Origin of the sequence: Streptomyces sp. NPDC050549 (assembly GCF_040655035.1) — a bacterium.
Classification (GTDB): domain Bacteria; phylum Actinomycetota; class Actinomycetes; order Streptomycetales; family Streptomycetaceae; genus Streptomyces.
The window spans coordinates 233755-247418 of sequence record NZ_JBFAJD010000007.1 but is presented as its reverse complement, the minus strand read 5'-3'; the positions used below and the strand labels follow the sequence as shown (position 1 = coordinate 247418).

Genomic DNA, 13664 nt, shown 5'->3' with positions numbered 1-13664 from the left:
CCTGGAGACCGATGACTTCCAGCACCGCCGCCGACTACATCGAGGACGTCTCCCCGGGCACCGGAGCCCTCCCGCCCCGCGCCCGCTACACGTCCTCGGACGCGAAGTCACTGTCCCTCAACGGCAGTTGGCGCCTCCGTGTGTCGGCGACGGCCGACGCCGAGGACGACTCGTTCACCGAGGAGGGCTACGACGCCGGGGACTGGGCCGAGGTCACGGTCCCCGGCCACTGGGTCCTGCAAGGGCACGGCTCCCCGATCTACACCAACCACCTCTACCCCTTCCCGGTCGACCCGCCGCACGTCCCGACCGAGAACCCGACCGGCGACCACCTGCGTGTCTTCGACCTGCCGTCCGAGTGGCCCTCGGACGGCGGGGCGGTGCTGCGCTTCGACGGCGTGGAGTCCTGCGCCCGGGTCTGGCTCAACGGCACGGACATCGGGGAGTTCAAGGGCTCCCGGCTGCCGCACGAGTTCGCGGTCGGACACCTGCTCAAGCCGAGCGGCAACGTCCTCGCCGTCCGCGTGCACCAGTGGTCGGCGGGTTCCTACCTGGAGGACCAGGACCAGTGGTGGCTGCCCGGCATCTTCCGTGACGTCGCCCTGCTGCACCGCCCGCCGGGCAGCGCCCTCGACTTCTTCGTGCACGCCTCCTACGACCACACCAGCGGCGCGGGCACCCTGCGCGTCGACTCCGACGTCGACGGCCGGATCACCGTGCCCGCCCTGGACATCGATGTCGCGACCGGTGAGTCGGTCACCGTGCCGGTGCGGCCGTGGACGGCCGAAACCCCGTACCTCTACGACGGGTTGCTGACCACCGAGGGCGAACGCGTCCCGCTGCGCATCGGCTTCCGGACCGTCGAACTCTCCGACGGCCTGATCAAGGTCAACGGGAAGGCGGTCCTCTTCAAGGGCGTCAACCGCCACGAGTGGCACCCCGAGAAGGGGCGCGCCCTCGACCTGGAGACGATGCGCGAGGACGTGCTGCTGATGAAGCGGCACAACATCAACGCGGTCCGCACCTCGCACTATCCGCCGCACCCGGCCTTCCTGGACCTGTGCGACGAGTACGGCCTGTGGGTCGTCGACGAGTGCGACCTGGAGACCCACGGCTTCACCGAACAGGCCTGGCGGGACAACCCCGTTGACGACGACCGCTGGACACCGGCCCTGCTGGACCGCGCCGCCCGGATGGTCGAGCGGGACAAGAACCACCCGTCGATCGTCATCTGGTCCCTCGGCAACGAGGCCGGCACCGGGCGCGGCCTCACCGCGATGGCCGAGTGGATCCACGGCCGTGACCGCTCACGCCTGGTCCACTACGAGGGCGACATCAACTGCCGTGACACGGACGTCTATTCACGGATGTACGCCTCCCACGCCGAGGTCGAGCACATCGGCCGGGAACTGGACGGCGGCACCCACAAGCGCCGTCAACTCCCCTTCGTCCTCTGCGAGTACGGGCACGCCATGGGCAACGGCCCCGGCGGACTCGCCGACTACCAGCACCTCTTCGAGTCGTACGACCGGCTCCAGGGCGGATTCGTCTGGGAGTGGATCGACCACGGCATCAAGGACGAGCGCCACGGCTTCGCATACGGCGGCGACTTCGGCGAGGAGCTGCACGACGGGAACTTCGTCTGCGACGGACTGCTTTTCCCCGACCGCGCGCCCTCCCCCGGCCTGATCGAGTTCAAGAAGGTCATCGAGCCGGTCTCCGTCGACGGCACCGACGGCTCCGTACGGGTCACCAACAAGCACGACTTCGCCGACCTGTCCGCATTCGCCTTCCAGTGGTCCTACCAAGTGGACGGCGAGACGGTCGAGTCGGGCCCGCTGACGGTGCCGCCGCTCGCACCCGGCGAGTCGGCCGACGTGAAGCTGCCCGCACCGCCCGTGGAGTCCGACGGCGCCGAATCCCATTGGACGGTACGGGCCTCGCTGGCGGCCGACACCGCGTGGGCTCCAGCCGGTCATGTGGTGGGATGGGGCCAAATCCCGGTCACGGCACGCCCGTTGCCGTATGTCTCCGCCACCTCCGCTCCCGTCCTCGGCGAGCGGCGGATCACTCTGGGCCCGGCATCCTTCGACGCCCGTACGGGCGAGTTGAAGTCGATCGGCGCGGTGGACGTCACCGGTCTCCGCCTGGACGTATGGCGGGCTACCACCGACAACGACGACGGCGCGTCCTGGCAGACGGACATCCGCCACGGCCTGCTCTGGCGCAAGTTCGGCCTGCACCGGATGCGACACCGGCTGGACGGCGTGGAGTTGAGCGAGGACGCGCTGACCGTACGCACCCGGGTGGCGCCTGCCGCCTGGGAGATCGGGCTCGCCACGGTGTACCGCTGGACCTCGGACGGTTCGCGGCTGCGGCTGACGGTGTCCGTGGCACCCGAGGGCGACTGGACGGTACCGCTGCCGAGGCTCGGTGTCCGCTTCGGGCTCGACGCGGGCGCCGACCGGGTGAAGTGGTTCGGCGGCGGCCCCGGCGAGGGGTATCCGGACACCAAGTCGGCTTCGCGGCTGGGCCGTTGGGAGTCCACGGTCGACGGCCTCCAGACGCCCTACGTCCGTCCGCAGGAGAACGGTGCCCGCGCGGACGTCCGCTGGGCGGAGCTGGGCGGGCTGCGGATCGACGGCGACCCGGAGTTCTGGTTCACGGCCCGCCGCTGGACGACGGAACAGCTGGACGCCGCCGCCCACCGCACGGACCTCACGCCCGGCGACACCGTGTGGGTGAACCTCGACCACGGGCAGCACGGGATCGGCTCGCAGTCCTGCGGCCCGGGCCCGCTCCCGCAGTACTTCCTCAACGCCGAACCCACCGAGTTCTCCTTCGTGTTCTCGGAAGCCGTGTTCCCGGAAGCGGCGTTCCCGGAAGCCCCGGAGACCAGTTGACCGGCACCGTCGTGAAATCGGCTGCGGCCGACCGGCTCTTCAGCCGGTCGGCCGCGGTCGCGTCCTGCGTCGGCTTCGTCCTCATCGGCATGCTCCAGGCCCTCTACGGCCCCGCGATCCCGGGTCTGCGCCACGAGTTCGGGCTCTCCCCGTCCGGCGCCGGTCTCGGCCTGAGTCTGCACTTCGCCGGCGGGGTCGCCGGTGTCCTCGCCTTCAACGGGATCCACTCCCGGATCAGCAACAGGGCACTGCTGGCATGGGGTTACGGCCTGATGGCCGCGGGAGGCGCGGGCTTCGCGCTCGCTCCGAACTGGCCCCTCGCGCTCGCCGCCGCCTTCCTCGGCGGCCTCGGCTTCGGCGGCATCGACTACGGCCTGAACCAGCTCTTCGCCGTCGGCTTCGGCGACCGCTCCACCGCCATGCTGAACGTGCTCAACGCGCACTTCGGCATCGGCGCGGTACTCGGCCCGGCGATGGTCGCCCTGCTCGGTCCGGACCACTACCCGTACGCGTTCGGGGCGTGCGCCGTACTGGCGGCGGTGTTGGTGTGGGCGGGCTCAAGCGGTGTACGTACACGTGTATCCGACGCGTCACCAGCGACGGCGGACGGCAGCGGGCTCGGCCTGTCCCGGGTTCTCGTCGGCTTCCTGGTCCTCTACATCCTCAACGTGGCGGTCGAGGCGAGTGTCGGCGGCTGGGAGCCCACGCATCTGGAGACGGTCGGTTACACGGCGACCGTGGCCGCGTCGGCGACCTCCGTCTACTGGCTGATGATGACGGCGGGCCGCTTCCTCGTCGTACCGATCACCCTGCGGTACTCGCCCGAGCGCATCCTCACGGTGTGCGCGGCCGGGATGACGGTGTGTCTGCTGTTGACGCTGGTTAAAGGAGTGGCACCGGTGGCGTACGCCGGTGTTGGCTTGTTCATCGCACCGGTCTTCCCGACGGGTTTCGCCTGGCTCACCAGGGCGCTTCCCCAGGCCGAGCGAGCCGGGGCGTGGGTGATCGCGGCCTCGAATGTCGGCGGGGTGGCGGCTCCGCCGCTGCTCGGTGTCGGGATCGAGGCCTCCGGGATCCACGCCGTGCCCTGGCTGTTGACCGCGCTGTCGGCCGCGTCGCTGCTCGCGACGCTCCGGCTGATCCGACTGACGAGGAGGTCCGCATCATGAAGGCCCTGTTCCTGCTCACGCGAAGGCTGGCCGAGTGAACGCGAGCAGTATCGAGGTCCGGGGGCTGTCCCGCACCTTCCACACCACCGTGCGGCGCCCCGGTTTCGTCGGCGGGCTGCGCTCGCTCGTCAACCCGGACCGCGTGCCCAAGTACGCCGTCTCCGACGTCTCGTTCGATGTCGCCCCGGGTGAACTCCTCGCCCTGCTGGGCCCGAACGGCGCCGGCAAGTCCACCACCATCAAGATCCTCACCGGGATTCTCACGCCCACCTCCGGGGAGGCTCGGGTCGCGGGCGTGGTGCCGTACGAGGAGCGGGAGCGCAACGCCCGCAACATCGGGGCGGTGTTCGGGCAGCGCACCCAGCTGTGGTGGGACCTGCCGGTGCGCGAGTCGTTCTCGATCCTGCGGGACATCTACGAGGTGCCGAAGGCCCAACACGCGTCCCGGCTGCGGGAGTTCGACGACCTGCTCGAACTGTCCAGCTTCTGGGACACCCGGGTCCGTCATCTCTCCCTCGGCCAGCGCGTCCGCTGCGACCTGGCCGCCGCGCTGCTGCACGATCCGCCGGTCGTCTTCCTCGACGAGCCGACCATCGGCATGGACGTGGTGGTGAAGGAGCAGGTCCGCGAGTTCCTGCGCCATCAGGTGGAGGAGCGCGGCCGTACGGTCCTGCTGACCACGCACGACATGACCGAGGTGGCCCGGCTCGCCGAGCGGGTCGTCCTCATCAACCACGGCCGGCTGGTGCTGGACGGCACCCTCGGCGAGATCCGCCGCAGGTTCGGTTCGACCTGGCAGATCCGCGCTTCGCTGGCCGACGCGCACGCCGAGGTCGTACCGCTGCCCGGCATCGCGCTGGTGCGGCGGGACGGACCACAGGTGGTCTTCGGCCCGGAGGGGACCGAGGGGCCGACCGTCCACCAGGCGCTGAAGCAGGTCATCGAACGGTACGAGGTGACCGAAGTCGCCATGGACGAGGCGGAGTTGGAGGACGTGATGCGGGCCGCGTACGTCCAGGCCGGCCCGCGCGCCGAGGAGACCTGAGATGGCCGCCCTGCACGCCTGGCGCGCCGCCCGCGTCACCCCGCTCGGCGAACTCCTCGCCCCGCCCCGTATCACCGCCGCCCTGCTCCGGCTGACGGTGCAGATCGTGCTGGTGGCGTCCCTGTGGCGCGGCCTGTACTCCCAGACCGGCACGACCGCGGGACTCACCGGCGACCAGGCGGTGACGTACGCCGTACTGGCCGTACTGGCCTCCCGGCTGCGGGAGTTGGACCAGTACGCGGGACGGGACACGGTCCTGCAGCACATGCACTTCGGCACGATCATCTACTGGTATCTGCGTCCGCTGCCGCCCCGGCGCTACTACGCGCTGCGGGCGTTCGGTGAGCAGATGTACGGGCTGGTCTGGGCGCTGACGGGATACGTCGTGTGCCTCGCGGCCGGGGTGGTGGAGGCGCCCAAGTCACCTGCCGTGGCAGGGGTGTTCGCACTGAGCATGCTGCTGGGGCAGCTCGTCCTGTACTACGTCATGCTTGTCATCGACCAGTTGTGCTTCTGGACGCTCCGCAACGGCGCCGCGATGCTCATCCTGATCTTCGCGCAGAACCTGCTGTCCGGTGTGTACGCGCCGCTGTGGTTCTTCCCGGACTGGTTCATCACGATGAGCCGCTTCCTGCCGTTCCAGGCGACCCTGAGCGTGCCGCTGTCGATCTACGTGGGCCGCATCCCGCTGTCCGACGCGGGCACCCAACTCGCCCTGCAGGCCGTCTGGGTGGCGGTCCTGTCCCTGTTCACCCGGTTCCTGTGGCGGCGCGCCGCCCGTCGAGTCGTCTCGCAAGGGGGCTGATGCCTGTGAAAGCCGTCCGGATCGTGTGGCGCATCACACGGCTCAACTTCCGTGCCCAGCTGGAATATCGCACCGAGTTCCTGCTGATGATCGCAATCGGCGCGATCTGGCAGGTGTCGGTGATCGTGTTCGCGACGGTGCTGCTCACCCGGTTCGCCGGGATGGGCGGCTGGGACAGCTCGGACGTGCTGCTGATCCCGGCGACCCGTATGATGGCTCACGGCCTGATGGTGCTGTTCCTGGGCCGGATGCACGGTCTCGGCCGGTACATCCAGGAAGGCCGTATCGACATCTATCTGGTGCGGCCGATGCCGGTCCACCGCCAGGCACAGCTGGAGTACTTCCCCACCAACGCGATCGGCGACCTCACGGTGGCGGGCGGCCTCATGGTGGGCGCGCTCAGCCGCAGCCACCTGGACTGGACGGCGGGCCGCATCGCGTATCTGATCGCCGCGCTGGTCGGCGGCATGCTCCTGGAAGCGGCCCTCTTCACGACCGTGGCCTCCGCCTCCCTCCGCTTCCCGTCCGCGGACTACTGGAGCCGCTGGGTCGAGGACCTCCTCGGCACCTTCGGCAACTACCCGCTCAACGTCCTGCCCCGCGCGGTGGGCGGCTTCCTCACCTACGGCCTTCCGCTCGCGTTCGTCGCCTTCCTCCCGGCAGCCGTACTGACCGGACACGGCCACGACATCGGGGTGCCGTACTGGCTGGCGGCGAGTTCACCCCTCGTGGGCCTGCTGACGTATCTCGGGGCGCGGCTGCTGTGGCGGTGGAGCCTCAGCAACTACACGGGGGTGAACGGGTGACCGCGACTGCGGTCCCGTCCGGCTCGGCGCACCGCGCACAGCCCCGAAGATCGTGGTCAGGGGCAGCACGGTGGACGTAGGGCTCTGCGTGGGCTGACCGAGTCGACCGGGTTCACCGGTTGAGGGCCCGGTCCTGGGCGTGCGCCCGAGCCGTTCAGGACCGGCCGGACCGCCGTATCGGCGTCAGCAGTGCGACGACCGCGATCAGTACGCAGCACGCGCCCGCCCCGACGGCGACCGGTGCGGTGCCCCGGCGTTCGGCGGCCCAGGTGAGGACGGCCGCGCCGATGGGGGCCGCCGCGTAGTGGAGGGTCCAGAAGGCGGAGGTGACCCGGCCCAGCAGCCGCTCCGGCGTCACTTCCTGCCGCAGCGACATGGAACAGGTACCGGCCACCTGATCGCAGCCCAGGAACGCGGCGCTCGCCAGCGCGACGGTCGGCACGTCGTACGCCCGGCCCAGCGAGGCGAACGCCGCCCCGCACACCGCGACGGCCCCGATCCAGCTCGCCCCGAAGCCGAACCGGCGCCGCACCCTGGCCACCAGCAGCGCCCCGGTGATCGTGCCGAGCGCGCCGACCGCCATGACCGTGCCCACGGTGCCGTCGTCGTGCCCGAGGTCGTGCTTGAGGTGGTAGATCACCAGGTCGTTGAGGCCGAGGGTGAAAAAGCTGAAGCAGAAGAGGAGCGCGGTCAGGGCGCGAAGTACCGGGTGCCCGCGCAGGAAGGCGACTCCGATACGCAGGTCCCGCCACAACCCGCCCCGCTCCGAGCGCTGTTCGGGGTCGGGGCGGCCACGGAACCGTACGAACGCCAGACAGGCGGCCGACACCCCGAAGCTGGCCGCGTCCACACCGACGGCGGCGGCCGGACCGCTCCAGGCCGCGACGATTCCGGCGCCGAGCGGCCCGAGAACTCCCGCCGCGGCGGCGCTGGCGTTCAACTGCCCGTTGGCTTCCGTGAGTTGCCCGGTGCCGACCAGCCCGCGAACAACCGTCACATAGCCGACGGAGAACAACATGCCGACGGCCTCGCACAGCGGCAGCACCACGTACAACAGCCAGAGCCTCGGCCCGAACAACCACACCAGCGGAATGACCCCGTACAACACCATCCGCACGAGGTCGCACCAGATGAGCAGCGTGCGCCGGTCGACCCGGTCCACCACGACCCCCGCGAACACCGCCGCGACAACCGAGGCCGCCCCACCCACGGCCGTGAGCAGCCCCATCCGCGCGACCGATCCCGTGGCCTGAAGCACCAGCAGCGGCAGCGCGATCAATGCGAAGGAGTCACCGAGCACGGAGAGGGTCTGGGCTGTCCAGAAGGTGCCGAAGTCCCGTTGCCGCCAGAGAGGTTGGGCCATTCCGGCAACCCTGGGGCGGGGAGTGGCGGCCGGGAAACGAAATACCGCGGCCCGGATCAGTCCGGGTGGGTGACGGACTCCGTGGTCGCCCTGTGTCCCAGCACCCGTGTCCCCGGTATCGGCGAGGGCAGCAGCCACAGCACGCACATCGCCCCGCCGACGGCCGCGACGACGAGGGTCGCCCTGAGGCCGACCAGCGTGGCGAGCCCGCCTCCCGCCAGGGCGCCCAGCGGCCGGACCCCGTAGTTGACCGTGTTGTACGCCCCGGCCACCCGGCTCCGCAACCCGTCCGGAACGACCGATGTCTGGAGCGAGTTGAGGTTGACGTCGAGGAGCATGACGCCGAAGGCGGAGAGGAACTCGGACGCGCCCAGGGTGCCGAGGCGGGCCCAGCCCGGGCCCGTCGCCGCCGCGATGAGGGCGATGGGGGCCGGGTACAGGACCGCCCCGACGACGATGCTGCGGCCCACGCCGATCCGGCGGGTGATCGCGGGAGCCGTCACGGCCCCCAGGAGGCCGCCCGTCGCCCCCACTCCGAACGCCAACCCGATTGCCCCGGGCGACAGTTGAAGGATCCGGTCGACGAACAGCACCACCAGCCCCGTGCTCGACAGGAACGTGAAGAAGTTGACGGTCGTGGCGCAGAGGAGCCCGGCCCGCATGACGGGTTCGTGGATCACGAAGGCCAGGCCCTCTCTCGCCCGCCGCAGCAGCGAGGGGCCGGCCGACTGGGTGCTGTCCGCCGCTTCGTCGATGCGGGTGCGTCCGACGAGGATCGCCGACGTGACGAACGACAGCGCGTCGGCGATCACCGCGACCGGTGCCGTCAGCGCCTGCACCAGACCGCCGCCGATCGCGGGGCCCGCGATGAAGGACACCGATCTGCTCGCGCTGAGCTTGCTGTTGGCGTCGACGTACGCCGTCTGCGGCACGAGGTGCGCGAAGTAGGACGAGTAGGCCGTGTTGAACACGACCGCCGCCGTGCCGGTCAGCAGGGCCACCGCGTAGAGCTGGCCGAGCGTCACCGTGTCGAGTGCGTAGGCGATCGGGAGGGTCAGCAGGACGGCGGCGCGGAACAGGTCCGCGAGCAGCATGAGTTGGCGCTTGCCGGGGCGGTGGTCGACCCAGGCGCCCAGGAACAGGCCGAGGAGGTTCGGGATCCAGACGAGGGCGGTCAGCCAGGCGACCTGGTTCACGGAGGCGTGCAGTGCGCCGACCGCCAGGATGGGCAGGGCCAGTTCGGAGATGCGGTCGCCCAGCTGGGAGACGGTCTGGCCGCACCAGAACCGTACGAACCGGCGGTCCCGCCACAGCGAGCCGGGCGCGGGCCGAGGTGTCCATCGGCCCTTCATTCGGGTATGTCCGTCGGGCTGTCCTCATTGCCGGCGCCCTCCGGCAGGGTGTACATCAGCAGGCGGACGCCCCTGCCGTCGGGCGGCCGGCGATCCCGGTTGCGGGCGACGTACGGCGCGATCAGTTCCTCCATCGCGTCCTTCAGCGCGGCCAGTTCCGCCGCCGTCACCATGATCCGCGTGTCGGCCGCCCCGGCGAGCCTGGTCCACTCCGGTTCCAGGTCGGGCGCCGTCCCGGTGAGCCAGCGCAGGGGCACGTCCGCTCTGCGCGCGAACATCTCCCCGGCCAGCTCCTGCGCGGCCGACCAGCCCTCCTCGTCCTCCGCCGCCTCGAACCGGAAGCCCCGCGCCACCGCCGCCCAGCGCCGCTCCCGCCGGTCCGTCCCGCCCTCGGCGTCGCGGACCAGGCCGAAACCGGCGAGATGGCGCAGATGCCAGCTGGTGACGGACGGGGTGGCACCCACGTGCGGCGAGAGCCGGGAGGCGGTGGCCGGGCCGTGGCGCTGAAGGCGTTCGAGGATGGCAAGCCGCACCGGGTGGGCCAGCGCCCGCATGATCTTCGGGTCGGATATCTCCATGTCGCCGAAGCGATTGCCGGAATCCATGATGCGAGAGTGTTCTCTCAGAAAGTCTGACAGTCAACTCTCAGATCTGGCCGCACAGTTGAGCCTCAGGCCGCCGGCTGCGGCGTCAGGCGCTTGTGCCCCTTCTTGTCGTAGTACCTGACCATCGCGAAACCGAAGAGCAGGCCGATGGCCGCACCGACCCCGATCATGGTCCAGGCGCGGGTCAGGCCCGCGTCGCCGCGTGCGTCGAAGTAGAGGATCGCCCGTACTCCGTCGCTGAGCTGGCGCATGGGTTCGAAGTGGGAGAGGAAGCGGTAGAAGCCGGGGACCGCCTGGAGGGGGACGGTGGCGCCGGAGGACGGCAGGCCCAGGACGATGAACACGAACATGGAGACCAGCTGGCCGATCCCGCCGAACGCGGCGTTGATGGCCTGCACGCCGAGGCCGACGGCGAGGGCCGCGCAGTAGGAGTAGATCCACAGGAGCGGGATGTGGGTCGCGTCCATGCCGAGGATGCTGACGCTCGCCAGCATGATCAGGGAGACGCTGAGGAGGGTGATGCCTGCCGTCATGACCATCTTCAGGAGCAGGGTCTGGGTGCGGTTGATCGGGACCGTGGGACGGCGGGTGTGCCAGGGGCCGATCTCGTTGTCGGCGTAGCCGAGGGCCGTGTCGACGCCGTTGCTGATGACGTTGCCGCCCATGAAGCCGGCCAGGACCAGCAGCAGCGTGTAGTAGAAGGCGGTCAGGCCGATGCCGCTGTTGTTGCCGATGGGATGGCCGACCTGGGTGGCGATCCGCACCGGGTCGGCCAGCAGCAGCTTCTGCGTGGAGTCGGCCTTCGTGGCTGCCGCCGTGAGCTGTTTGCCGATGGTGAGGGAGGCCTGTTGCGCGGCGGTCGTGGAGATCTTGCTCGCGAGGGAGGAGCCGAGGCTGCCCTTGCCGGGGTTGGTGAGCACGGTGATCGTGGGCCGGGCGGTGGCGTTCGTGGTGGTCAGAGCTGCGACGGAGTCCGTGAAGCCGACGGGGACGACGAGGGCGCCGTAGACCTTGCCGGAGTCGAGTTCCCGCTGGGCCTGGACTCTCGTGAGTTGCCTCCAGCCGGCCGCACGGCTGCTGGTGTTCGTCACGATGGCGTGGGCGATCTGGGTGCCCAGGTTCTGCTGCTGGCCGGGGAGCGGTTTGCCGGTGTCGCTGTTGACGAGGGCGATGGGCAGGTTGTGCAGCTCACGGTTGGGGTTGACGATGCCGCCCATGTAGAGCAGGGAGAGCAGCAGCGCGAGGAGGCCGGTGAGCACGGTGGGGATGAGCCACAGCTTGGGGCGGCCCAGGAGTGCGGTGGCGCGGAGGCCGGTGGGGGCGGGGGTGCCGGAGTCGTCGTCCATGGTGGTCAAGTCTGGTGCCGGAGTCCGGTGGCGGTGGTGTGGAAACACGCGGAGCACCCCTCTTGTTACTGGCTATTGTCCTAGTGTCTCCAGTTGCCGCAGACCGGAGGAGAGGTGGTGCACCGTGGCGCGTGCGGGACTCACCGCCGACCGTGTCGTGGCGGCGGCGGCCGACCTCGCCGACGAGGTCGGCTTCGAGAACGTCAGCCTGTCCGCGCTGGCCCGCGGCTTCGGTGTGAAGGACGCGAGCCTGTACTCGCACGTCAGGAACCTCCAGGACCTGCGCACCCGGGTCGCATTCCTCGCGGGCGGCGAGCTGATCGACCGCATCGCCGTGGCGGTCGAGGGCCGCTCCGGGCGCGACGCGCTGGGCGCGTTCGCCGGCGCCTACCGGGCCTACGCCCTGGAGCACCCGGGCCGGTACGCGGCCACCCAGATCCGCATCGACCAGGCCCTGGTCGCCGCCTCCCCCGCCCTGCGCCGCACCGCCGAGATCACCTACGGCCTGCTGCGCGCCTACGGCCTGGAGGAACCCGATCTCACCGACGCCGTACGCCTGTTGCGCAGTACGTTCCACGGCTACTGCGCCCTGGAGTCCACCGGCGGCTTCGGCGCGCCGCGTGACGTGCGACGGTCGTGGGAGCGGGCGGTCGACGCGTTGCACGTGGCATTGACGCACTGGCCGCGGGAAGCCGCGGACGGCTGACGGAGACGGTGGTTCCGGTCCACGCCCCAGGCGCATCGCTGACCACTTAGACTGGAAGCTTCGCGAATGCCACGTGCCACCCTGGGGGGAGGGAGCGCGACTTGTCTCAACAGCAGCTGGGACGTGGTCCCTTGAGAGCGCCGGGAGCGCCCGGTCCGGTACCGCCGGGCGGGAGTCCACCGGCCCGGTTCGTGGGCTGGCTCGGCCGGTTCGGGTGTGTGGCCGCCGGGTACGCGGTGTTCCAGTTCCTGTTCGAGGTGCTGCCCGACTCGATCGACGGGGCGGCCGCCAAGTATCTGATCTCCGGGCTGAGCGGCCTGGCCACGGCCGGGATGACCTGGCTGGCCGCGGCCCTGCTCCGGGCCCGCACGTCCGGCCCCGCACCGCCGACCGCCCCCGCTCCCCCGGCACCCGCCGTCCCAGGCCCGCTGCCGCAGGTGTTCGCTTCCGCCTACGACACCCTCGTCTCCCAGATCGCCGAAGTCGACGACCCGGTGCGCGGCCGTCTCATCGGCTGGCCGCACTCCCTCCAGGAGCTGGACGGCCCGGCCCGGCCGACGTCGCTGGCCACGGCGTACGGCCTGCACATCGTGCTGGACCTGGGCGTGCCGGACGGACGGCTGCACACCGGCGATCTCATCGACACGCTGTGGCGGCTGCGGCTGCAGGGCGGCGGCTGGTCGGCACGTTCGCAGGGGGCGGTGGCCCGCCCGGAGGTCACCGCGATGGTGCTGGGCGCGCTGGCCCGGGCAGGAGCCTCCCGGGAGCGGCTGGCGGACGAGGTGGCCCGCTGCGAGGCCGGCTTCACGCCCGAACTCGACAGTACGGGACGGGCGTTGACCCATGTCGTGACCACCGTGATGCGGGGGCTGCTGCGCGCGGCGCCAGACGCGCCGGTACTTCCCGTGCTGCGGGACGCCCTGGTCGACGGCGCGTTCCCCGACCCGCAGCGCCAGCACCGCCGCTGCTGGAGCCACCGGCTGTCGGCGCTGCCGTGGCCCGCGCATCCGGACCGGCCCGTCGTCCGTCATCCCGCCCAGCCCTCCGCCGTGCACACCGCGCAGGCCGTTGTCGCCCTGGACCGGGCGGCCCGGGTGCTGGGCGAGGGGCCGGTGGAGCGTGCGGCGCGCGAGGACGGGGTGCGCTGGCTGCTGGCCTGCCCGGCGACCGCGCACGACGCCTGCGCCGATCTGGCGAACCTGCGGGAGGATGTGCGCCGCCGCCACCCGGACGACTCCTCGCACCACGAGGTGCTGAACGTACGGCACTTCACCGCGTCCTGGATCCTGCGCGCCCTGCTCACCCCGGGCGCCCAGGAGATCGCCCGGCAGGACGGTCTGGAGGAGGCCTGGCAGGAGCGGCTGAACGGGGCGGCGGGCGCGGTGTGGGCGGCGCAGACCGACGGGATCTGGTCCTGGAACAGGGACGGGTCGATGTTCACGACGACGGAGGAACTGCGCCAGCCGATCTGGATGACCTATCAAGGGCTTTCGGCGCTGCGCGCACATGCCGTATGGATGTATCAGCCGGATACTCGAACGAGGCTGCTGTGAGGGCGAGTTGG

The 13664-nt window shown here is 70.8% G+C and carries 11 protein-coding genes; 7 read left to right on the top strand and 4 right to left on the bottom strand.

Annotated elements, in window-relative coordinates; translation table 11 throughout:
• The first annotated feature begins 11 nt into the window (after positions 1–11).
• The 5 genes from AB0I51_RS13760 to AB0I51_RS13740 are packed head-to-tail and all read left to right on the top strand — an operon-like array spanning position 12 to position 6728.
• Positions 12–2903: a glycoside hydrolase family 2 TIM barrel-domain containing protein gene (locus tag AB0I51_RS13760; protein ID WP_362974590.1), complete on the top strand. Its 2892-nt coding sequence runs from the start codon at positions 12–14 to the stop codon at positions 2901–2903.
• Positions 2900–4072, top strand: coding sequence for an MFS transporter (locus tag AB0I51_RS13755; RefSeq protein WP_362974588.1), 1173 nt, complete (start codon positions 2900–2902; stop codon positions 4070–4072). The genes AB0I51_RS13760 and AB0I51_RS13755 overlap by 4 nt, the downstream gene beginning before the upstream one ends.
• 34 nt (positions 4073–4106) lie before the next feature.
• Positions 4107–5117, top strand: coding sequence for an ATP-binding cassette domain-containing protein (locus tag AB0I51_RS13750; RefSeq protein ID WP_362974586.1), 1011 nt, complete (start codon positions 4107–4109; stop codon positions 5115–5117).
• A gap of 1 nt (position 5118) precedes the next feature.
• Entirely contained in the window at positions 5119–5922 is an 804-nt protein-coding gene (locus tag AB0I51_RS13745) for an ABC-2 family transporter protein (RefSeq protein WP_362974584.1), read from the top strand.
• Positions 5922–6728 carry an ABC-2 family transporter protein gene (locus AB0I51_RS13740; protein WP_362974582.1) on the top strand — a complete coding sequence of 269 codons (807 nt, stop codon included), beginning with the start codon at positions 5922–5924 and terminating at the stop codon, positions 6726–6728. Before AB0I51_RS13745 ends, AB0I51_RS13740 begins: the two co-directional genes overlap by 1 nt.
• Positions 6729–6882: 154 nt before the next feature.
• Here AB0I51_RS13740 and AB0I51_RS13735 read toward each other — a convergent pair whose 3' ends face one another.
• The 4 genes from AB0I51_RS13735 to AB0I51_RS13720 all read right to left on the bottom strand — a co-directional run bounded on the left by AB0I51_RS13735 (position 6883) and on the right by AB0I51_RS13720 (position 11394).
• Positions 6883–8091 carry an MFS transporter gene (locus AB0I51_RS13735; RefSeq protein WP_362974580.1) on the bottom strand — a complete coding sequence of 403 codons (1209 nt, stop codon included), beginning with the start codon at positions 8089–8091 and terminating at the stop codon, positions 6883–6885.
• Positions 8092–8147: 56 nt separating this feature from the next.
• Positions 8148–9443, bottom strand: coding sequence for an MFS transporter (locus AB0I51_RS13730; RefSeq protein ID WP_362974578.1), 1296 nt, complete (start codon positions 9441–9443; stop codon positions 8148–8150).
• On the bottom strand, positions 9440–10048 hold the full coding sequence (locus AB0I51_RS13725) for a helix-turn-helix domain-containing protein (protein WP_362974577.1): 609 nt from the start codon (positions 10046–10048) through the stop codon (positions 9440–9442). The genes AB0I51_RS13730 and AB0I51_RS13725 overlap by 4 nt, the downstream gene beginning before the upstream one ends.
• Positions 10049–10113: 65 nt before the next feature.
• Positions 10114–11394, bottom strand: coding sequence for a DUF3533 domain-containing protein (locus tag AB0I51_RS13720; RefSeq protein ID WP_362974576.1), 1281 nt, complete (start codon positions 11392–11394; stop codon positions 10114–10116).
• 124 nt (positions 11395–11518) lie between these two features.
• On the opposite strand from AB0I51_RS13720, the gene AB0I51_RS13715 reads away from it, so the two are divergent.
• Both AB0I51_RS13715 and AB0I51_RS13710 read left to right on the top strand, forming a co-directional pair.
• A complete protein-coding gene (locus AB0I51_RS13715) occupies positions 11519–12100 on the top strand; it encodes a TetR-like C-terminal domain-containing protein (protein ID WP_362974574.1) in 582 nt (193 codons plus the stop codon).
• A 131-nt stretch (positions 12101–12231) separates the two neighbouring features.
• Positions 12232–13653: a hypothetical protein gene (locus tag AB0I51_RS13710; protein WP_362974572.1), complete on the top strand. Its 1422-nt coding sequence runs from the start codon at positions 12232–12234 to the stop codon at positions 13651–13653.
• Positions 13654–13664: the final 11 nt, after the last annotated feature.